Raw genomic sequence first — 20,282 nt, 5'->3', positions numbered from 1 at the left:
GGTCAGCCGGTGAACAACTGCGCTGCCTTGCGCACCAGTTCGTACAGCCCGTAGGCGAGCGGAGCGCCCACCCACAGCCAGGTGAGGACGATCAGGGGCCGCCGGTCCCTCACCTCAGGCGGACTCTGCCCGCTGTCGTCGTTCACGGGGCGCTCCCTTCTCCGCCGACGCGGTGTCGAGGTGGTGGGACGGGTGCACGGGGCGGACCAGTTCATTGGCCACGAAGCCGACGGCGAGCAGAGCCATCATGATGAAGAGGGACGTCCCGTACAGATCTGCGCCGTGCTTCCCCGCCTCCTCCTGGCGGTCGGCGATCCAGTTCACGATCAGTGGCCCGAGGACACCTGCGGTGGACCAGGCGGTGAGCAGACGTCCATGGATCGCGCCGACCTGATAGGTCCCGAAAAGATCTTTGAGGTAGGCGGGAATCGTGGCGAAGCCGCCGCCGTAGAAGGAGAGGATGACCAGCGCGCACAGGACGAACAGGGGCTTGGAGGAGCTTCCCACCACCGCGATCAGCGCGTACATGAGCGTGCCCGCGCCGAGATAGACGCGGTAGATGTTCTTCCGCCCGATCAGGTCGGAGGCGGAGGACCAGCCGATACGGCCGGCCATGTTGGCCGCGGACAGCAGGGCGACGAACCCGGCGGCGGCTGTCACCGACACGGGAGTGGAGGTGTCCGCGAAGAAGTCCGTGATCATCGGAGCGGCCTTCTCCAGGATGCCGATGCCCGCGGTGACGTTCATGCAGAGCACGACCCACAGCAGCCAGAACTGCGGAGTGCGCAGCGCCTGGCGCGCCGACACCTGCGGCCCGTCCGGCGTCGGGGGACGCCCGCTCGTCCGTTCCTCGACGCGCGGGCGCGGGACCCGTACCAGCGCCACGCCGAGCAGCATGAAGACGGCATAGACCAGTCCGTGGACGAGGAAGGCGAGCGCGATGCCGGAGTTGTCGCCGCCGAAGGACTCCAGCATCTGCGCCGACCAGGGCGAGGCGATCAGCGCGCCGCCGCCGAACCCCATGATGGCGATGCCGGTGGCCATGCCCGGACGGTCGGGGAACCACTTGATGAGCGTCGACACGGGCGAGATGTAGCCGATGCCGAGCCCGATGCCTCCGACGAAGCCGTACCCGAGGACGATCAGCCAGAACTGGCCGGTCGCGGCGCCGAGCGCGGAGAGCAGGAACCCGGAGGAGAAGCAGACGAGGGCGACGGTCATGGCCCAGCGAGGCCCGCGGCGCTCGACGAGCGTGCCGCCGAAGGCGGCGGAGAGCCCGAGCATGACGATGCCGAGCTGGAAGGGCAGCGCGCTCTGCGTGCCGCTCAGGCCGAGCGCGTCCTCCAGCGGCGGCTTGAACACGGACCAGGCGTAGGCCTGGCCGATGGAGAGGTGGATCGAGAGGGCGGCGGGCGGCACCAGCCAGCGACTCCAGCCCACGGGGGCGATGGGGGGACTCATGGGTCCCTCACCGTAGTGAGCGGGAAACCTTCTGAGAAGGTCGTTGACACATCTTCGCCGTGTTCGGCTCGCGTGGCGGTGCGGTGTTCCCCGCCGCTCGCGGGGAGGGGCGGCTACTCCCGCGAGGTCGCCGCGAGCACCAGTTCCACGCAGTGCGACTCCAGTCGCTCGCGCGGCACGTCGAGCGTGCCGTGCAGCCACCCGGCGAAGAGGTTCGCCAGGCCGCCGACCAGGGCGTGCGCGGCCATGCGGCGGTCGATGTCGTCGCCGGTCCCGGTGAGCTGGCCACCGACGAGGTCGGTGAACACGGGCATGAGCCGGTGGCTGTGGGCCCCGAGAGCCGGGTCGGCGAAGGGCTCCAGAAGCAGCAGGCGGCCTTTGTGCGGCGCGTCCAGGACGAGGGCGACGAAGGCGGACACCACGGCCCTGGCCCGGATGTCGCGCTGCGGGTCGCTGAGCGCCACGGCGTCCTCCAGGGCGCCCCTGGCCTCATCGGCGACCCGCTCGAAGGCGGCGAGGAGCAGATCGTCGCGGCCGGTGAAGCTCTCGTAGAAGTAGCGGTCCGTCAGGCGGGCCTCCCTGCAGACGGATCGGACCGTGACGGCCGCGCATCCCTCCTCGCCCGCCAGGCGCTCGGCGGCATCCAGCAGGACCTGCCGGCGGGCGGCACGACGATCGGCGAGCGTGGTCCCGCCCCAGCTCCGCTCCGCCAACTTCACTGCCTCCGTTACTCGTCGAACAATTGACGACAGGTGTCCGCACATTTTAACCTGACGACAGATGTCCTCAGATTGCCCTCGGTGCAACTGCCAGGACGAACCCACATCGCACCGTCACGAGCAGCGCCATGAACTGCGCCACGTGCGGCGTCCCGAACAGCGCGGCCCCGCACCGGAATCCCTCAGCGGAGGTACACGTGACACCGTCAGCCCACGGGCCGGACCCCACCGCCCCGAGACCTGCCGAGCCTCTCGGCCCCGACACCCTCACCTGGCGCTGGTTCGGCGACTGGAGAGGCCTCCTCCTGGCCCCCTGGGCCGGATCGATGCAGAACATGCACCCCGAGCTGGGCGCGGGCGTCGCCGAGCACTCGCGCTTCTTCGAGGAGCGCTGGGAGCGCCTCTTCCGCTCGCTGTACCCCATCGGGGGAGTGGTCTACGACGGCCCGCTCGCCGTCCGGACAGCCCGTGAGGTGCGCGGCTACCACGCCTCGATCAGCGGGGTGGACGAGCGCGGCCGGCCCTACCACGCGCTCAACCCCGGCACGTTCTACTGGGCGCACGCCACGTTCTTCATGCTGACCGTGCAGGTGGCCGAGCGGTTCGGCGGCGGCCTCACCGAAGCGCAGCGGCACACACTCTTCGACGAGCACGTCCGCTGGTACGCGCTGTACGGCCTGTCGATGAAGCCCGTCCCCCGCACCTGGGAGGAGTTCCAACGGTACTGGGACCACATGTGCGCCGACGTCCTGGAGGACAATCGGCCCACACGAGACGTGCTGAACATGCGCCGCATCGCCAAGCCGCCCCTCCTGCGGCTGCTGCCGTCCCCGCTGTGGGCCCTCGCCCGCGTCCCGATCGTCCGGCTGACCCTGTGGATCACGGTCGGCATGTATCCGCAGGCCGTGCGTGAACGGCTCGGACTTCGCTGGACACCCCACGACGAACGGCTGCTCAGCCTCCTGGGCCGGCTGGTGCACCACGCCTGGCAACGCGTTCCCGAGCGCCGCCGCTTCCACCCGCGCGCCCGGGCGGGCTGGGACCGCGAACGGGGCCGCCCGGCGTCGGGCCCGGTGGAGACACCGCCCCGTAACCTGCCGCCCGAGGACCGGCGCGGCCTTCCCCAGCACTATGCGCCGGAAGCCGACCGCCCCGGGTGAGCCGGGACAGCCCTCGGCGGCGCGTGGACGACGAGGGCGAGAGCTCGACGAAGCAGGGCGGAACGCCTCAGCGGGCCGTGCTGACAGATTGCGGGTCCTCAGGTGAAAGCCGGGCGATCGGATATCGCCATCGAGTTGCCCGAAGGTTCCGGGCGGGGCTGGAATGTCCTTTCCCGAGCGTCACCCGCTTTGCTCTGCCGTACCGGCCTGCGACTAGTTTGGACGCAGCACAGGTGAACGGGCCCGTGGTGGCAGAGAACGCACGGGGGACGGGAGGTCGGGAAGAGTGTCGCTGCGCGGAGGTGATCCGGTCGAGATCGGCGGTTATCCGCTGGAGGCGCGGCTCGGTTCGGGTGGCATGGGCACGGTCTTCCTGTCCCGTACGAGCTCGGGGCGGCCGGTCGCGATCAAGCTGATCCACCAGCAGTTCGCGGGGGACGACGAGTTCCGCATCCGGTTTCGGCAGGAGGTGGCGGCCGCGCGACGGGTGAGCGGCGCGTTCACCGCCGCCGTGGTCGACGCCGCCCCCGAGGCCGAGCAGCCGTGGATGGCGACGACCTACATCGAGGGGCCCACGCTCACGCAGCGCATCGCCGAGGGGGGCCCGCTGGACGGCGCGGAGCTGAGGCGGCTCGCCATCGGGCTGGCGGAGGCACTGCGCGACATCCATCGGGTGGGAGTCGTCCACCGCGATCTGAAACCATCCAACGTCGTGCTCTCGCCCGAGGGGCCGCGCGTCATCGACTTCGGCATCTCGCGCGCGGTGGACCAGCAGACGCTGACGATGACCGGGCGGGTCATCGGTACGCCGCCCTTCATGTCGCCCGAGCAGTTGCAGGCGCCGCGTGGTGTGGGCCCGCGGTCCGACGTCTTCTCCCTGGGGACACTCCTGGTGTACGCGGCGACGGGACATGGGCCCTTCGACGCGGACAGCCCCTACATGACGGCCTATCAGGTCGTGCACGAGGAACCGTCGTTGGACGCCGTTCCGGAGGCTCTGCGGGCGGTCGTCGAACCGTGCCTGGGCAAGGAGCCCGAGGGGCGCCCCTCGGCGGACGAGCTCCTCGTGCTGCTGCGGGACCTGCCCGCCGAACTCGGCGGGGCCAGGACCGGCGGTCCGGGTGCGGGCCGCACCCGCGACATGAACACGCAAGCTCACCTCGCGACGGGGGGCACCCCGGCGCGGAGCGCCCCGGACCCTGGCACCGGAAGCGCCGGCGCCCCGGTCGGCGGCCGTCTGCGCCGCCGTTGGCGGCCCGTGCTCGCGGCGGCGGTCGCGGTGGCGGCGATCGGCGGCGGAGTCGCCGCGCTGACGACGGGCGGCTTCGCCGGGAGCGGAGGCGGCACGAGCCCTGGTGGCGCGGGCACGGGGCAGAGCACCGCGGTACCGGCGGGCGCGCTTCCGGACGGCTTCGCGCCGTGGCGCGCCACCGTGCCGGGCGGGCGCGAGGACATCCCCGACGAACTGCGGTGCGTCGCGCGGGGCGACGCGTTGTTCTGCGGGGGCGGCGGCGTCGTCGCGACCCGTATCAGGGCCCACGACGGGTCCCGGGTGTGGACGGCGAAGAGTCCGGGCGTCCCCGTCCAGGGCATGCATCTGGTGGGCGCCACCGACGACACGGTGCTCGGCTACCGCTTCGCCGCCCAGGACGACCCCGAGGGCCCTCGTAGCGAGGTGGTGGCCCTCGACGCCGACAGCGGCCGGGAGCTGTGGTCCGCACCGTCCGGCGCCCAGTCGACGGCTGTCACGGGCCGGACCATGGACGCCGTCGTGGTCGGCGCCGCCGTGGTGACGGTCGACGCCTCCAACTCCCGCTTCGAGGCCCGGGACGCCCACAGCGGTGACGTCCTCTGGACGACACCGTTCCCCGCCGGCACCCAGTGCGCCCCCGTCCCGCTCCGGCCGCGGCTCCTCGCGATGTGCGCGGCCGACACGGAGGTGGACGACCTCCAGGTGCGCCGGCCCACCCTGCGTGTGCTGGCCCTCCCCTCCGGGACTCTGGGCAGGCCCGTCACGGTCGACGGCCCCGTCGTGCCGGTGGGCGCCGCCCGAGGCGGGCTCGTCCTCCTCTCGAAGCACTACGAGGGAACGGCGTCGGCGGGGTACGACGGAGTGGCGCGGTTCGACCCGGCCACGCGGAAGGTCAGGTACGCACGGTTCGACAGGGTGTACGAGGGCACGTCCGGCATGGCGGACGGCACGGTCTACGTGAGCGGGCAGGCCGGTCTCGTCACGGCACTCGACTCCGCGACCGGGCGTAGAAAGTGGTCGCGTCAGACGGGCGTGGAGGGCGCTTCGGGCCCCGCGGCGGGAGCCGGCGCGCTGTATTTCAGCTCGGCCACCGGCCGGGTCGTCGCGTTGTCGCCGAAGGACGGCAGACCGCTGTGGGCCACCGACCCCCGGGTCGACGGTCTGACGGGCGAGCAGGACGCGAGCTCCCGCGTGACCGTCGCGGGGCGCGCGGTGTTCGTGGCCGCGGCCACGAACACCCTCTTCGCCTTCGACGGGCAGAGACCGCCGAGGCCGGGCTGACCCCGGGGGCTTCCCGCCCGCCCTCGGTGACCAGGATGTGCGCGGGGGCGTCGACGGGACGTTCGCCGAGGAAGCTGCCGATCGCGGGCAGCGCCGTCTCGTCCCCGACGAGGAGGGCCTTCCCCGTGCACCACGAAGTCGAGGTGGAGCTCTCCCGCCCGATGTCCACCCGCCGGGGCTGTAGTCGCGGGTCAGCCGGTGTTCGGCGGGCGTCCACCCGATGCCGTGCGGCAACTGGGCGGGGAGCGCCGCCCTGACGTCCGTCCGTGGTGTCGCCGTCGGAGCCTCTTACGAACACGGACGGCTGGGTGATCGCCTGGCCCACCTTCTCGGTCGACAACTCGAACATGTCGCCGCCCTGCCCGTACACCTTGGAACCGCCCTCCGCGAAGACCGGCGCCGGCTCGATGCCGACCTTCTTCAGCTCGGAGGGCAGGCCCACGCTCTCCACCAGACCGTAGGCGGTGCCGTCGCAGGTGAGGGCGAGGAAGGACACGGGGCCGGCCGGCGGCTTGATCGCCTTCTTCACCTCGCCGATCCGCTTGTCGTAGGCGGCCAGGTGCTTGTCGTAGACGACGTCGGCCTTGCCGAACACGTCACCCGCGAGGAACGAGAACTGGCTCCGCGGTGCCGGGCGCGACTGTCGGCCGCCGCGGTCCGTCGCGGCCGTCGGAGGTGGGCGGAGCGTGAACCCACTATGCTTCCCGGGCGCGCGGAGGCGCATGGAATCAGAGGACGGGGAATGCGACCGCTCGGAGAGCTCGAAGCCGAAATCATGGACTGCCTGTGGAAGTGGGACAGGCCGGCGACGGTCCGTGAGGTGGTCGACGACATCAACCTCCGCCGCCCGGCCGCCTACACGACGGTGATGACCGTGGCCACCATCCTCTACAACAAGGGCTGGCTGACCCGGCGGAAGCAGGGGCAGGCGTGGCTCTACACGCCGGTCCGCAGTCGCGAGGCCTACTCCGCCGCCCTGATGGAGGACGCCCTGGGAACGAGCCGGGACCGCTCGGCGGCGCTCGTGCACTTCGTGGAGCGGATGACGGAGGAGGAAGTCGCCGCGCTCCGCGAGGCGCTGCGCGCGACGGGCCGCGGCGGCGAGCTCTGAACGCCGCCCCCTTCTTCCTCGGTTACGCCGCGGCCGTCGGCGTCCTGGCCCCGCGCGCACTGCTCCGCAGCAGCTGGCCCCAGCGGTCTCCGCTGCTGGCGGTCGCCGTGTGGTTCGCGCTGGCGGCCTCCTTCTCCGTCTGCGTCGCGCTGGCCGCCCTGCACCTCACCACCCCGGACGCCCACCTGCACGGCATCCTCTACTCCTGCCGCTCGGCCCTGGGCCTCGGCCCGTCCGGCGGCGGCCTCCTGCCGGGCCTGGGGCTCGCCGCGGTCGCCGTCCTGGTCGCCGCCCACCTCGCCGGCTTCGCCGACCACACCGGGCGGGCGTACGCGGCCCGCGCCCGGCATCGCGAGATCCTGGACAAGGTCGGCCGCCGTTCGGCCTGTTCGCGGGCCACCGTGGTGGAGCACGCCGAGGCGGCCGCCTACTGCCTGCCCGGCCGCCACCCGAGGATCGTCCTCAGCAGCGGGGCCGTCACCCTCCTGTCCGGCGGCGAACTCGACGCCGTCGTCGAACACGAGCGGGCCCACATCCGCGGCCGCCACCACCTCGTCCTCGCAGCCGCCCACGCCTTCACCCGCGTCTTCCCCGGCGTGCCGCTCGCCCGCCATCTCCAGCAGCAGATACCGCTGCTGCTGGAGATGGCCGCCGACGACCACGCCCTGCGCCGCTGCCCGCGCGGCGCGCTGGCCGCCGCCATGTTCACCCTGGCGGCCGGTGAGGCGCCGAACGGCGCCCTGGCGGCGGGCGGCCGGACGGTGCTGGTCCGCCTCCGGCGCGTGCTGGCCCCGGCGCACCGCGCGCATCCCGCCCTGCGCTGCGCGGTCGGCACGGGCGCTCTGATCACGCCCGTCCTCCCCGTACTACTGACCTGCCACGCCGGACTCGGGTGACCTCCGCCGGCCGCCGCGGACCGGCCGGCGGCCTCAGATCCGTACGCCCCACATGAACGGCATCCCGCTGCGGGCCATCGACTCGTACCGCACCTGGGCGCCGGGCTTCGGCGCGTGGAGTATCTGCCCGTTCCCGGCGTAGAAGCCCACATGGCTCAGGTCGGTGCGCATGATGACGAGGTCGCCGGGCTTGAGCGCACCGATCGAATTGATCCGGGTGCCGGCGTTGGCCTGGGCCTGCGACGTGCGGGGCAGCGAGACGTCGGCCTGCTGGAACGCCCAGGAGGTCAGGCCGGAGCAGTCGAAGGACCCAGGACCGGTGGCGCCCCATACGTATGGCATGCCGACCCTGCTCTTCGCCGCGGCGAACGCCGCGGCCGTACGACCGGACGCGCTGGCCTCGTTGCCCAACCCGCCCTGCTCAGCCGCCAGTTCGGTCCGCTCGCTCGCCCGGTTGGCCCGCTCCTCCTTGGCGACCCGCTCGGCCCGCTCCTCGGCCGTGAGGGTGTTGAGGAGCCGCTGCGCCTCTGCCAGCTTGCCCTGGATCTCCTTCTTCTTGCTGCCCAGCTCCTTGCGCGTCTCCTGGAGACTGCCGAGCTTCTTCGCGGCCTGAGCGCGCTGCTGTTGCAGAGCACGCTGCTGCGAGAGGAACCGCTGGAGCGTGTCCGACTGCCGGGCGCTGAGCCGGTCGAGGCCCGACGCCTGGTCCAGGTAGGCGTCGGGGTCGGCCGAGAGCAGCAGCTGGAGGGAAGGGTCGAGGCCACCGCTGCGATACTGGGCTGTGGCCGCCGAACCGAGCTGCTGCCGCAGCTCGTTGAGCGCCGCCTGCTTGCGGACGACCTCCTCCTGGAGGCTGTCCGCCTCCTTCTGCAGCTTCCCGGCCGATTCCTTGGCCCCGTTGTACTTCTCGGTGGCCTGGGTGGCCTGCTCGTACAGCCGGTCGACCTGCGCCTGCACACCCTTCTTGTTCGGGTCCGGCAGGGGATCGGCGGAGGCCGACTGCGCCGACAGGACGACCGTCACCGCCGCGGTCGCGGTGAGCACGGACGTGTATCCGTGACGGGGCTGCTTGGGACGACGGTGGGACGCCACTGAGGCGGGCTCCTTCTTCCTCGGCCGCTGTCCGACGGTCCATGGGCCGTCAAGTACCGCTGGGGGAGAGCGGTTTCAGCGACACCTCCACCGGTGGCCCGGGCGGGCGACCGGCTGTTCGGAGGCCGAGCCACGCATACTAATCAACTTAGTGACTCACATCCAAGCGCGGCCGGGGGATCGTTCCGCTCCGCCCGAGCCCTCGTGACCTGCTCAGTCGCCGAGGATCCGCTCCCACAGCAGCCCGTCCCGCCAGCTCCCGTCGAGAAAGATCGCCGAGTGCGCGACGCCGTACGGGGTGAACCCGTTGCGACGCAGCACCCGCTGCGACGGCAGGTTCTCCAGGTTGGTGGACGCCTCGGCGCGGTGCAGGCCGAGTTCGTCCGTCATCACCCGGAGCGCGAGCCCGACGGCGCTCCCGGCATGCCCCTGATTCTGGGCGACGGAGGCGATCCAGTAGCCGACGGAGCCGCGGCGCAGATGCGGCTGCGGCAGGATGCCGCCCACGGTGACCTGCCCGACCACCTGGTCGTCGGCGAGCACCACGCCCGGCCAGACGGTGCCGGCCCGGTATCCGGCGAGCAGGCCCTCGATCCGCTCCGCCTGACCCTCCGGGGTGAAGTAGTCGGCCGGCTGGGCCGGTTCCCACGGCCGGAAGGCCTCGGCGTCCCGCACCCGGTGGGCGGCGATCGGGGCGGCGTCGGTGGGCTCTATCAGGCGGATCCTGGTACTGCTGCGCATGGGGGCGGTCCTCGTCGCGGTGCGTCGGCTGGGACGGCCAACCTATGCGAGGGCGCCCGGGCCGCCACCCCGAGGCGGGGACCGGCGGCAGGGGGCGGCGGCGGGGACCCGATGGCGGGGACCGGCGGCAGGGGACCGGTGGCGGGGACCCGATGGCGGGGACCGGCGGCAGGGGGCCGGTGGCGGTCAGGGGACCTTCACCCAGTCGAGGGTGCGCTCCACCGCCCTCTTCCAGCCCGCGTAGCCCTCCGTACGCTGCTTCTCGGACCACTGGGGCGACCAGCGCTTCGACTCGTGCCACTGGGTGCGCAGCTCGTCGGTGTTCTGCCAGAAGCCGGTGGCGAGCCCGGCCGCGTAGGCCGCGCCGAGAGCGGTCGTCTCGGCGACGACGGGGCGGCTGACCGGAACGCCGAGGACGTCGGACTGGATCTGCATGCAGAGGTCGTTGGCGGTGACCCCGCCGTCGACCTTGAGCACGTCGAGATGGACCCCGGAGTCCTGCTCCATGGCCTCGACCACGTCGCGGCTCTGGTAGCAGATGGCTTCCAGCGTGGCCCGTGCCAGGTGGGCGCCGTCGTTGTACCTGGCCAGGCCGACGATCGCGCCGCGTGCGTCGGACCGCCAGTACGGCGCGAACAGACCGGAGAACGCGGGCACGAAGTACATGCCGCCGTTGTCCTCGACGCTCCGGGCCAGCTCCTCGCTCTCGGGCGCGGACTTGATGATCTTCATCTGGTCGCGCAGCCACTGCACCGCGGAGCCGGTGACGGCGATGGAGCCCTCCAGCGCGTAGACCGCCGGACTGTCGCCGAACTGGTAGGCCACCGTGGTGAGGAGCCCGTGCTCCGAGCGGACCAGCTCGGTGCCGGTGTTGAGCAGCAGGAAGTTGCCGGTCCCGTAGGTGTTCTTGGCCTCGCCCGGGGCGAAGCAGACCTGGCCGACGGTGGCCGCCTGCTGGTCACCGAGGACGCCCCCGACGGGAATGGCGGCGCTCAGCGGCCGGGAGGTGCGGGTGGAGCCGTAGGCCTCCGGATGCGACGAGGGGTTGATCTTCGGGAGCATCGCCCGGGGGATGCCGAAGAAGCCCAGGAGTTCCTCGTCCCAGTCGAGGGTCTCCAGGTCCATCAGCATGGTGCGGCTCGCGTTGGTCACATCGGTGGCGTGGATACCGCCGTTCGGGCCGCCGGTCAGGTTCCACAGGACCCAGGCGTCCGTGTTGCCGAAGATCGCGTGACCGGCCTCGGCCGCTTCCCGTACACCGTCGACGTTCTCCAGGATCCACTGGATCTTGCCGCCGGAGAAGTACGTCGCCGGTGGCAGCCCGGCCTTGCGGCGGATGACCTCTCCCTGCCCCGAGCGTTCGAGGTTCGCCGCGATGGCGTCGGTACGGGTGTCCTGCCACACGATGGCGTTGTAGTAGGGCCGCCCGTTGCGCGGGTCCCAGACCACCGTGGTCTCGCGCTGGTTGGTGATCCCGATGGCCTTCAGGTCCGTCGGCGAGAGACCGCCGTGCCGCAGGGCGTTCTGGATCACCGAGTTGGTGCGCTCCCAGATCTCCACCGGGTCGTGCTCCACCCAGCCGGAGCGGGGCAGGATCTGCTCATGCTCCAGCTGGTGCTTGGCGACCTCGTTGCCGCCGTGATCGAAGATCATGAACCGGGTGCTGGTGGTCCCCTGGTCCACCGCGCCGATGAAGTCCGCCATGATGTGTCGCCTCTCCGGCCGGTGTCGTCAGTCCTTGGAAGGCGCCGGGACGCGGCCCGGCGGTTCGGGTTCGGCGGACGGCAGAAAGCGTCCGACGAGGGCCTTGTAGAGACCCGCGCCGAGCAGGCCGCCGACCAGCGGGCCGATGATGGGCACCCAGAAGTAGAGATTCCCGTACTGGTCCCGCCACGCGCCCCCGTAGCCGGTGAGGAAGCTCGCCAGCCGGGGGCCGAAGTCACGGGCCGGGTTGATCGCGTACCCCGCGTTGGTTCCCCAGGCCATACCGATCGCGACCACGACCAGGCCGATGATGAACGGGCCCATGTTCGAGCCGGGCGGAGTGTTCAGCAGGTCCGTGATGGCCATGATCAGGAGCAACAGGATCGCGGTGCCGATGACCTGGTCGCGGAACGCTCCCCACTCGTGGACCGGCAGCGCCGGGTTGCCGTTGGCCGGCAGGGTGGAGAACACGGACTGCGTCTTGATGGTGTGCCCGGGGTCGGCCTTCGCCAGCGCCTCGCTGTAGTTCCACCGGACGAGGAGCGCGGCGACGAACGCACCGGCGGTCTGCGCCAGCGCGTACGGAGCCACCTTGCTCCATGGGAACCCCTTGAACGCGGCCAGGGAGAGCGTCACCGCGGGATTGAGATGGGCCCCGCTGAGCCGCGCCGCCACATAGACGCCGAGCGTGACGCCCAGCCCCCACGCCCAGGCGATGCTGTCATGGTCCCCGAGCCCGCCGGCCGGATCCGTGAGGGCTCCGCCCGCCGCCACCTGGGCGACCACCCCGCAGCCGAAGAGGATGAGGATCATCGTCCCCGCGAACTCGGCGGACAACTCGCCGAGCAGTCCGGACTTCCTACGTGGTTCAGCCATGGGAGCTCGCCCTCCGCCGACGGCGCCGGCTGTCGACTATCCGAGCAGTGTCAGCAGGCTAAGACGAAGTGCGATATCAGGCATATCGGGATGCTCGGGGTGCCTGGGTGGGGTGGCGGGGCCCATTGCGATGTGCGGGGCCGAGGGAGCAGGGCGTCGAGCGGTCGGCGGACCGCTCCGGGCGGGGTGCATCCGGCGGGGGCGGAGGGCGGTGACGCTCACCCGATCGGGTGGGAAGGGCTGAAGTGCGGGACGGTCGGGACGCCCGTCTCGTCGGCCGGGCCCCCGAGGGGAGCGGTGCGGGCGGAAGCGCCCCGGGCCGAGGGGTTGGCCGCCGCCCGCACCTGGGCGCACTCTCGTACTACCGGGCCAGGGAGAGCCCCGCCAGCTCCAGGCAGGCCGCGATCGACGCCGTCTCCGCCTCGTCCAGGCGGCGCATCGGCGCGCTCATCACATTGGTGTCGATGACGCCCCGCAGCATCAGGGCCGTCTTGAAGGCGCCCAGCCCTGCGGCCGTCGCCGAAGCCGTGCCGGGGCGGGCCGCGCGGACGATGTCGAACAGGCCGACGAGCCGGTCCTGTTCGGCCCTGGCGGTGTCCCAGTCGCCCTTCACCGCCGCCTCGTGCAGCCGCACGTAGCCGTGCGGGTCCACGTTGCCCAGGCCGGGTACGGAACCGTCGGCGCCGCTCAGCATCATCGCGTCGACCACCAGCTCGTGGCCCGTGAGCACGGAGAACCCCGGAAGGTCACGGGCCCCGATGACGAGGCGCCGGAACGAGCCGTCATCCCCGCTGGAGTCCTTCACCCCGGCGAGTACCCCGTCCGCCGCGAGCGGCAGCAGGAGTTCCGGGTCCAGCTTGCTGTGCACGCAGACCGGCACGTCGTACGCCAGGAGCGGCAGGTCCACGGCCGCCGCGAGCTCCCGGAAGTGGCGGTCGATCTCGGTGACATGGGTGCGGGTGTAGAAGGGCGCGGTGGCCACGACCGCGTCGGCGCCCAGGGCGGCCGCGGCGCGGGCCCGCTCGGCGGCCCGGTCGGTGGTGGTCTCGATGGCCCCGACGAGGACCGGGACCTGGCCGGCGGCCGTCGCGGTGATCACCTCGATGACCTCATCCTGCCGGCCGGGCGTCAGATAGGCCGTCTCGCCCGAACTGCCGAGTGCGAAGAGACCGTTGACCCCGCCGTCGAGGAGATGGCCGACGACCCGTTCCAAAGAGGCGCGGTCGAGCTCGCCGTCGGCGGTGAGCGGGGTCACCACGGGCGGGATGACCCCGGAGTACACGGGGGAGGGGGCGGTCATGCGGTGCTCCTTGCGGGCGGTACGGAGGTCCGGGTCCCCGAGGGGGACACGGAGTTCTGGGGGTGGACGCAGTGCCAGCGGTGTTCGGCCGGGCCGAACGTCGCTACCGGGAAGACCTCGGCGCACGCGTCGTCGGCCTTCCAGCAGCGGGTGCGGAACGGGCAGCCGGTCGGCGGGTTGGTGGCGGAGGGCACCGGGCCCGTCAGCACGATGCGTTCCGTCGCCTCCAGCAGGCTGGGCGTGGCGGAGAGCAGTGCTTCGGTGTACGGGTGCCCGGGGGAGCCCGCCACGTCGGCGGCCCGGCCCTCCTCGACGATGCGGCCGAGGTAGAGGACGGCGATGCGGTCGGCGAGATAGCGCACGGTCTGGATGTCGTGACTGATGAACACCATGCCCAGGCCGAGGCGTTCACGCAGGTCGACCAGGAGGTTGAGCACCTGGGCGCGTACGGAGACGTCGAGCGCGGACGTCGGTTCGTCGGCGACGATCAGCTCCGGTTCGAGGGCCAGGGCGCGGGCGATGGCGACGCGCTGGCGCTGGCCCCCGGAGAGCTGCCCGGGCAGGGCGGCGAGGGTGTGGCCGGGCAGCCCGACCAGGTCGAGCAGCTTCTCCACCCGGGTCTCGCGCGCCTCCCGCGTACCGCGCCGGTGCACGTCCAGCGGGTCGCGGAGGATCTGCCGGACCGTGAGGCGGGGGTTGAGGGCGGTCGCGGGGTCCTGGAAGACGACGCCGACAGCCGACCCGAAGTCGTCGCGCCGCTCGGCGCCCGACATCTGCCACAGGTCGCGCCCGTGGAAGAGGACCTCGCCCTCGGTGGGCTTCTGGAGTCCGGTCAGCACGCGGGCGAGCGTGGACTTTCCGCAGCCGGACTCCCCGACCAGGCCCACGATCTCGCCGCGTTCGACCTTCAGCGTGGCGTCGGTGAGCGCGTGGACGGCATCGCGGGAGAAGATCCCGCCGCTGCGTGCCTTGTGGCGTACGTGGACGCCGTCGAGCCTGATCACAGGGCGCTCCCTTCCAGTTCCTCGGCGGTCGTCCTGGCCGGGTGGTGGCAGGCGAAGCCGTGGTCGTCCGTGGTGCCGCGCGGGGTGAGCGCGGGTGTCGTGGTGCGGCAGAGATCGGTGGCGGCCCCGCAGCGCCCGGCGAAGCGGCACCCCGCGCCGAAGCCCTGGGGCGCGGGCACGACGCCCCGGATCTGGTGGAGCCGGTCCGCGCCGGCCTCCAGGGAGACGACGGAGCCGAGGAGGCCGCGGCTGTAGTGGTGGGCGGGTCCGGTGAGGACGGACCGGGTGTCGCCGACCTCGGCGAGCCGGCCCGCGTACATCACGGCGACCCGGTGGGAGAGGTCGCCGACCAGGGCGAGGTCGTGGGAGACCAGCACCATGGCGAAGCCGAGCTCGTCGCGGAGCCGGATGAGGAGTTCGACGACCTGGGCCTGGACGGTGACGTCGAGGGCGGTGGTCGGCTCGTCGGCGATCAGCAGGCGCGGGCTGCGGGAGAGGGCCATGGCGATGAGGACCCGCTGGCGCTGTCCTCCGGAGAGTTCGTGCGGATAGCTGCGCAGGGTGCGTTCGGGGGAGAGGCCGACGAGTTCGAGGAGCTCGGCGGGGGTTTTCGTACCGCCGCGCGAGGTCAGCTGCCTCAGCTGGGTGCCGACGAGCACGGAGGGGTTGAGGGAGGAGAGCGCGTCCTGGTAGACCATCGCGATCTCGGGGCCCATCAGGGCGCGGCGCTCCTTCGGCGGGAGCTTCAGCAGGTCCCGGCCCCGGTAGAGGATCTCGCCGCTGACCTCGGCGTTGCGGGCGAGGAGGCCCATGACGGCGAGGCTGGTGATGGACTTGCCGCAGCCGGACTCCCCGACCAGGCCGAGGGTCTCGCCCTCGTGGACGGAGAAGTTCAGCCGGTCGACGACGGGGATGCCGCCGTAGCGGTCGGGGAAGCGGATCGACAGGTCGCGGACGACGAGGAGCTCCTCGGCGTCCGCGCGGACCGGGGTGATGGTGGGCTCGGTGGCGTTGATGTGCCGGGCGAGCTTGGCGAGGGCGGCGTCGATGTCGACGGTGGCGGCGGCCTCGACCGGGTCCGGCGCCGTGGTGGCGGTGGGCGCGGGGGAGGTGCGGGCGCTCCTCGGCGCGGCGGAGGCGTCGGTGAGCCCCTCGGAGAGGATGTTGAGCGCCAGGACGGTGACCAGGAGGGCCAGGCCCGGGAAGAAGGTGGCCCACCAGCCGCCGGCCAGGAGGATCTGCCGGCCGTAGGCGAGGACGCTGCCCCAGCTGGGGTCGGGGTCCTGGACGCCGGCCCCGATGAAGGAGAGGCTGGCCTCGAAGATGATCGCCTCGGCGACCATGACGGTGGCGAACACCATGACCGGCGCCATGCAGTTGACGGCGACGTGGCGGAGCACGATGTACCCGCGCCGGGCGCCGATGACCTTCTCGGCCGCGACGTAGTCCTCGCCGTACTGCGCCAGCACGTTGGCCCGGACGACGCGGGCGAGCGAGGGGGTGTAGACGAAGGCGATGGTGAAGATGATCACCGGGACGCTGGTGCCGAACACGGCGACCAGGACGGCCGCGAGCGCGATCGGCGGGAACGACATCACGACGTCGAGCGTCCGCATGACGGACTCGTCGCCGAGCTTGCGCGAGGTGGCGGCGATCGAGCCGAGCACAGCGCCGGCGATCAGTGCGACGGCGGTCGCGCCGAGGCCGATGACCAGCGAGTAGCGCGATCCGTGCACCACGCGGGCGAAGACGTCGCGGCCGGCCCGGTCGGTGCCGAACCAGTGGTCGGCGCCCGGGGCCTGGACGGGGGTGCCGGTGGTCAGCGGGTCCTGGGTGAGGAGCGGGGCGAACACGGCGCCGAGGATGACGACGACCAGAACGCCGAGGGCGACGCGGGAGGTGACCGGCAGGGCGCGGAAGGCGATGCCCGGTCGGGAGAGCTTCTTGGCCAGACGGCCCGTGGCGAACATGTCACACCGTCCTGATGCGCGGATTGACCAGCAGGTAGAGCAGGTCGACGATGACGTTGACCACCAGGAAGGCGATGGCGATGGTCAGCACGGTGCCCTGGACCAGGGCGACGTCGCCGCCGGTGACACCTTCGAGGATGAGTTTGCCCATGCCGGGCAGGTCGAAGATCGCTTCGATGACGACGGCGCCGCTGAGCAGATAGCCGACCTTGACGCCGAGCACGGTGAGCGGGGTGACCAGCGCGTTGCGCAGCACCGAGCGGATCACCAGGAACACCGGCAGGCCGTTGCCCTGGGCGGTGCGTACGTAGTCGCGGTCGAGTTCGGCGACCATCGAGGTGCGTATGAGCCGGGCGAGCGACGCCGCGACCGGTACGGCGAGCGACACGGCGGGCAGGGCCATGGTGGTGAGCCAGCCGCTGAAGGAGTCGGCGGGGTTGGTGTAGCCGCCGGTCGGGAAGATCCGGGTGTTCAGCGCGAACTGCTGGATGAGCAGGACGCCGAGCCAGAACGAGGGGATGGCGACCCCGGCCATGGACAGCACGCGGAAGAGCTGGTCGGGCCATCGGTCGCGGTACATCGCGCCCAGGACACCGCCGATCACGGCGAGCGTGACCGCGAGGAGGAGCCCGAGGAAGGTCAGTTGGAGGGTGAGCGGGAACGCCGCGGTGATCCGGTCGATCACGGGCTGGCTCGGCGGGACGGTCATCCCGAGGTCGAAGTGGAGCAGTTGGCCGAGGAAGTCGACGTAGCGGATCGGCAACGGGTCGTTGAGCCCGTTGGCCTCCGCGAAGGCCTCCCTGGCCTCGGGACTGGCGCTCTCCCCGAGCGCGTTGTAGGCCGGGTCGGCCGGCGAGAACTGCAGCACCACGAAGACCAGCAGTGCGATGCCGAGAATCATCACCGGCATCATCGCGACGCGGCGCAGCGCGAGCCGGAGAAAAGCAACCATCGTCGGGTTCCTTGCGATCGGGCGGAGGGCGGGTCCGGGCCGCCCGGGTCCTGTCGTCACACTGCCGCCGTCGCCCGGAGGGCGGCTCTGCGGGGGCAGGCGGCAGTGTGGCTACAGGGCCCAGAAGGTGGCGGCCCGGACCGGGCGGACGTCAGGCGCGGCCGACGCCCACGAAGGACAGGCCCGTGGTGGGCAGCGGCTTGAAGCCGGGCAGGGCCTTCTCGTTCCAGGCCGTGGGCAGCTTGCGGTGAAGGATCGGGTAGAGCGCGGCCTCGTCGGCGACCAGGTCGGTGATCTCGCCCCACAGCTGCTTGCGCGTCGCCTCGTCCGCGGCCTGGGCGGCCTTGTCGAGGAGCTGCTTGACCTTCTTGTACGCGGGGGAGCCGGACCAGCCGTAGCGCTTCTCCGGCCAGAAGCCGTAGTAGAACCAGCGCATCAGGAGGTCGACGTCGTTGCCGAAGACCGAGGGGTCGCCCGGGGCCACCATGACCTCGAAGTTCCCGCCGTCGATTTTGGCGTACTGGGCGGCGGACTGGGCGATGCTCAAGGTGGCCTCGACACCGGCCGCCGCCCAGCTCTCCTTGAGCAGCGGGGCGATGTCCTTGACCCAGCCGGTGTCCGTGGTCAGCACGGTGAACTTCAGCTTGCCCACGCCCGCGTCGGCCAGCAGCTTCTTCGCCTCCGCCACGTCGTGGGGGTAGGCGGTGGCGGCCTTGTGGTAGTCGGGGTGCGTGGTGGGGACGTAGCCGGTGGCGGCCGTCGCGTTGCCGACCATCGCGGTCTTGATGATCTTCTCGGTGTCCAGGGCGTAGTGCAGGGCCTGGCGCACCCGCTTGTCGGCGAAGCGCTTGTCGGCCGTGTTGAACATCAGGAAGAGGAGGCCGAAGGACTGCACGGACTCGGTCTTCGTGGTGGCGGAGAGCCGCTGGACGTCGATGTACGGGACGTCCTCGATCGCCTGGACGCGACCGGACTCCATGGCGCTGACGCGGGCCGACTGGTCCGACATCAGGCGCCAGACCATCTTCTGGGCCTTGGCCGGGTGCGGGCCGTTGTACTTCGCGTACTTCTCGAAGACGATCTTGTCCTCGCGGGTCGCCTCGACGAACCGGTACGGCCCCGAGCCGACGGGCTTGGCGTCGAAGCCCTTGACGTCCGCCTCGACGACCTTCTTCGGCACGATCCGTGCCACGGCTATCCGGGAGGGGAAGAGCGCGAAGGCGTGACGGAGCTTGAACTCGACCGTCTTCGCGTCGACCGCCGTGACCGTGTCGATGAACGGCACGAACTGCGCCATCAGCGACGCGTTCTTCTCGTCCAGGATGCGTTCGAAGCTGAAGACGACGTCCTCGGCGGTGACCGGTGAGTCGTCGTGGAAGGTCGCGCCGTCGCGCAGGGTGGCGCGGTAGGTCGTGGCGTTGATCTTCTTCGGCATCTCGGTGGCGAGCGCGGGGCGCGCCACGAGTGTTGTGGGATCGAGATCCACGAGACCCTCGAAGATGTGCATGTTGGCGGCGTACGGGGTGGCGCCCGACGTGATCATCGGGTCGAATCCGGTCGAGAGGGGGTACGACAGCCCCGCCTCGATGGTGCCGTTGCCGTCGCCCTTTCCGGCCGCTCCGCCGGCGGTCGAGGAGGGCCCGCCGCAGGCCGAAAGGCCTGCCGTGATGGCGGCTGCCGCGCCGAGGGCACTGGTGTAACGCAGGAAGGTGCGGCGCTCGACGCCGGCTGGCCTCAGCTCGGGCACGGGTCCTCCAAGGGACGTTGGTGAGGAATGGGTGGAGAACGGATTTTCGAAGGCTATCGGGACGCCTGAGCGGCGTGAGCATCAGACGTCAGATGTCTGATGCCTTGATAGCGTGGGAACGTAGCTTGACAATCGAGAGGGGTCAAGAGGTGGGGAGTTCACCTATGTCCGGCGCGAGACCCGGTCGCACCCTGTTGCGGCAGGAGGTCGTCGAGGGCATCAAGCGGTACATCCTCGACGAACGGCTGCGCCCGGGGGACCCGTTGCCGACGGAACCGGCCCTGTGCGAGGCGCTCGGCGCCAGCCGCTCCAGCGTCCGGGAGGCCGTCAAGATCCTCGCCGCCCTCGACATCGTCGAGGTCCGTCACGGCCACGGGACGTACGTCGGCCGGCTGAGCCTGTCGGCGCTGGTGGAGAGCCTCACCTTCCGGGGGCTGCTCTCGCCCGACGACGACTTCCAGGTGATGGCCGACCTCGTCGACGTGCGCGAGCTCTTCGAGCGGGGCATGGCCGACCGGATCATCTCCTCGCTGGACGCAGGGGAGCTGGACCGGCTGGACGGCCTGGTGGCGACCATGCGCGAGACCGGTGTGGGTGACGGGCACGGCTTCGTCGCGGCGGACCGCGCCTTCCACGCGCTGCTCGTGGCGCCGCTCGGCAACGACCTGATCGGTCAGCTGTCGATGGCCTTCTGGGACGTCTACACGATTGTCGCGCCGCATCTGAAGGGCTTCACGCACGCCGACGAGGCCGAGACCGTCGCCGCCCACCAGGACATCGTGGACGCGGCCCGCGCGGGCGACGTCACCGCGTTCCTGAAGGCCCTCGGCGAGCACTACGCCCCGGTCAGGCGCCGGATCGCCGAGGCCAGGGCGTGCGGAGAGGGCGAGGGCTGATCGCGGCCGCCGCGCTCCCGCAGGGCCTAGAGATCGTCTTCAAAGGTGATCAGGTGATGAGGGATCATCTTGGTCATGGTGCGTCGTCATGAGCTTTCGGATGCCGAGTGGGCTGTGTTG

At 71.5% G+C, this 20,282-nt stretch carries 18 protein-coding genes; 6 read left to right on the top strand and 12 right to left on the bottom strand.

All coding sequences use genetic code 11. The features are described 5' to 3' along the window. Positions 1-2: 2 nt before the first annotated feature. The 3 genes from ACH4KB_RS32145 to ACH4KB_RS32135 all read right to left on the bottom strand — a co-directional run bounded on the left by ACH4KB_RS32145 (position 3) and on the right by ACH4KB_RS32135 (position 2,174). Positions 3-146 (bottom strand): hypothetical protein, encoded by a 144-nt coding sequence (locus tag ACH4KB_RS32145; protein ID WP_398069637.1) that lies wholly within the window; start codon positions 144-146, stop codon positions 3-5. After that, on the bottom strand, positions 115-1,461 hold the full coding sequence (locus ACH4KB_RS32140; protein WP_398069635.1) for an OFA family MFS transporter: 1,347 nt from the start codon (positions 1,459-1,461) through the stop codon (positions 115-117). The genes ACH4KB_RS32145 and ACH4KB_RS32140 overlap by 32 nt, the downstream gene beginning before the upstream one ends. Positions 1,462-1,574: 113 nt before the next feature. Continuing rightward, entirely contained in the window at positions 1,575-2,174 is a 600-nt protein-coding gene (locus tag ACH4KB_RS32135; protein ID WP_398069633.1) for a TetR/AcrR family transcriptional regulator, read from the bottom strand. A 203-nt stretch (positions 2,175-2,377) separates the two neighbouring features. Here ACH4KB_RS32135 and ACH4KB_RS32130 point away from each other — a divergent pair, with 203 nt between their 5' ends. The 5 genes from ACH4KB_RS32130 (at position 2,378) to ACH4KB_RS32110 (ending at position 7,880) form a co-directional block, all read left to right on the top strand. Continuing rightward, positions 2,378-3,340 (top strand): oxygenase MpaB family protein, encoded by a 963-nt coding sequence (locus ACH4KB_RS32130; protein ID WP_398069631.1) that lies wholly within the window; start codon positions 2,378-2,380, stop codon positions 3,338-3,340. 286 nt (positions 3,341-3,626) lie between these two features. Beyond that, positions 3,627-5,873, top strand: coding sequence for a PQQ-binding-like beta-propeller repeat protein (locus tag ACH4KB_RS32125; protein WP_398069629.1), 2,247 nt, complete (start codon positions 3,627-3,629; stop codon positions 5,871-5,873). Positions 5,874-6,181: 308 nt separating this feature from the next. Beyond that, positions 6,182-6,334, top strand: a complete 153-nt coding sequence (locus ACH4KB_RS32120) for a hypothetical protein (protein ID WP_398069627.1) — start codon at positions 6,182-6,184, stop codon at positions 6,332-6,334. Positions 6,335-6,615: 281 nt separating this feature from the next. After that, positions 6,616-6,984, top strand: coding sequence for a BlaI/MecI/CopY family transcriptional regulator (locus tag ACH4KB_RS32115; protein ID WP_398069625.1), 369 nt, complete (start codon positions 6,616-6,618; stop codon positions 6,982-6,984). Then, a complete protein-coding gene (locus ACH4KB_RS32110) occupies positions 6,981-7,880 on the top strand; it encodes a M56 family metallopeptidase (protein ID WP_398069761.1) in 900 nt (299 codons plus the stop codon). The genes ACH4KB_RS32115 and ACH4KB_RS32110 overlap by 4 nt, the downstream gene beginning before the upstream one ends. Before the next feature lie 33 nt (positions 7,881-7,913). Here the strand turns inward: ACH4KB_RS32110 and ACH4KB_RS32105 are convergent, their stop codons facing one another. The 9 genes from ACH4KB_RS32105 to ACH4KB_RS32065 all read right to left on the bottom strand — a co-directional run bounded on the left by ACH4KB_RS32105 (position 7,914) and on the right by ACH4KB_RS32065 (position 19,266). Further along, complete coding sequence (locus ACH4KB_RS32105) at positions 7,914-8,972, bottom strand: NlpC/P60 family protein (protein ID WP_398069623.1); 1,059 nt, start codon at positions 8,970-8,972, stop codon at positions 7,914-7,916. Between the two features lie 213 nt (positions 8,973-9,185). After that, positions 9,186-9,713, bottom strand: coding sequence for a GNAT family N-acetyltransferase (locus tag ACH4KB_RS32100; protein ID WP_398069621.1), 528 nt, complete (start codon positions 9,711-9,713; stop codon positions 9,186-9,188). A 186-nt stretch (positions 9,714-9,899) separates the two neighbouring features. Beyond that, positions 9,900-11,417 (bottom strand): glycerol kinase GlpK, encoded by a 1,518-nt coding sequence (glpK, locus tag ACH4KB_RS32095; RefSeq protein WP_398069619.1) that lies wholly within the window; start codon positions 11,415-11,417, stop codon positions 9,900-9,902. A gap of 27 nt (positions 11,418-11,444) precedes the next feature. After that, complete coding sequence (locus ACH4KB_RS32090) at positions 11,445-12,293, bottom strand: MIP/aquaporin family protein (RefSeq protein WP_398069617.1); 849 nt, start codon at positions 12,291-12,293, stop codon at positions 11,445-11,447. Positions 12,294-12,654: 361 nt separating this feature from the next. Further along, positions 12,655-13,593: a dihydrodipicolinate synthase family protein gene (locus ACH4KB_RS32085; protein WP_398069615.1), complete on the bottom strand. Its 939-nt coding sequence runs from the start codon at positions 13,591-13,593 to the stop codon at positions 12,655-12,657. Then, the gene (locus ACH4KB_RS32080) at positions 13,590-14,597 is read right to left on the bottom strand and encodes an oligopeptide/dipeptide ABC transporter ATP-binding protein (protein ID WP_398069613.1); all 1,008 of its coding nucleotides are present in this window, start codon (positions 14,595-14,597) and stop codon (positions 13,590-13,592) included. Before ACH4KB_RS32080 ends, ACH4KB_RS32085 begins: the two co-directional genes overlap by 4 nt. Further along, complete coding sequence (locus tag ACH4KB_RS32075; RefSeq protein ID WP_398069611.1) at positions 14,594-16,567, bottom strand: dipeptide/oligopeptide/nickel ABC transporter permease/ATP-binding protein; 1,974 nt, start codon at positions 16,565-16,567, stop codon at positions 14,594-14,596. The genes ACH4KB_RS32080 and ACH4KB_RS32075 overlap by 4 nt, the downstream gene beginning before the upstream one ends. 1 nt (position 16,568) lies before the next feature. Then, positions 16,569-17,519, bottom strand: a complete 951-nt coding sequence (locus ACH4KB_RS32070) for an ABC transporter permease (protein ID WP_398069609.1) — start codon at positions 17,517-17,519, stop codon at positions 16,569-16,571. Between the two features lie 151 nt (positions 17,520-17,670). Then, a complete protein-coding gene (locus tag ACH4KB_RS32065) occupies positions 17,671-19,266 on the bottom strand; it encodes an ABC transporter substrate-binding protein (RefSeq protein WP_398069607.1) in 1,596 nt (531 codons plus the stop codon). 164 nt (positions 19,267-19,430) lie between these two features. Here ACH4KB_RS32065 and ACH4KB_RS32060 point away from each other — a divergent pair, with 164 nt between their 5' ends. Further along, a complete protein-coding gene (locus ACH4KB_RS32060; protein WP_398069605.1) occupies positions 19,431-20,162 on the top strand; it encodes a FadR/GntR family transcriptional regulator in 732 nt (243 codons plus the stop codon). Positions 20,163-20,282: the final 120 nt, after the last annotated feature.

The organism is Streptomyces sp. NPDC017520, from assembly GCF_044329855.1.
Taxonomy (GTDB): Bacteria; Actinomycetota; Actinomycetes; order Streptomycetales; family Streptomycetaceae; genus Streptomyces.
Note: the sequence above shows the minus strand (reverse complement) of the source record. Positions and strands in the feature narration are given on the sequence as shown.

Excerpts from the sequence above, each read along its gene's own strand:
- glpK (WP_398069619.1), bottom strand. The coding sequence starts at position 11,417 with ATGGCGGACTTCATCGGCGCGGTGGACCAGGGGACCACCAGCACCCGG.
- ACH4KB_RS32085 (WP_398069615.1), bottom strand. The coding sequence starts at position 13,593 with ATGACCGCCCCCTCCCCCGTGTACTCCGGGGTCATCCCGCCCGTGGTG.
- ACH4KB_RS32115 (WP_398069625.1), top strand. The coding sequence starts at position 6,616 with ATGCGACCGCTCGGAGAGCTCGAAGCCGAAATCATGGACTGCCTGTGG.
- ACH4KB_RS32075 (WP_398069611.1), bottom strand. The coding sequence starts at position 16,567 with ATGTTCGCCACGGGCCGTCTGGCCAAGAAGCTCTCCCGACCGGGCATC.
- ACH4KB_RS32140 (WP_398069635.1), bottom strand. The coding sequence starts at position 1,461 with ATGAGTCCCCCCATCGCCCCCGTGGGCTGGAGTCGCTGGCTGGTGCCG.
- ACH4KB_RS32070 (WP_398069609.1), bottom strand. The coding sequence starts at position 17,519 with ATGGTTGCTTTTCTCCGGCTCGCGCTGCGCCGCGTCGCGATGATGCCG.
- ACH4KB_RS32090 (WP_398069617.1), bottom strand. The coding sequence starts at position 12,293 with ATGGCTGAACCACGTAGGAAGTCCGGACTGCTCGGCGAGTTGTCCGCC.
- ACH4KB_RS32060 (WP_398069605.1), top strand. The coding sequence starts at position 19,431 with ATGTCCGGCGCGAGACCCGGTCGCACCCTGTTGCGGCAGGAGGTCGTC.
- ACH4KB_RS32100 (WP_398069621.1), bottom strand. The coding sequence starts at position 9,713 with ATGCGCAGCAGTACCAGGATCCGCCTGATAGAGCCCACCGACGCCGCC.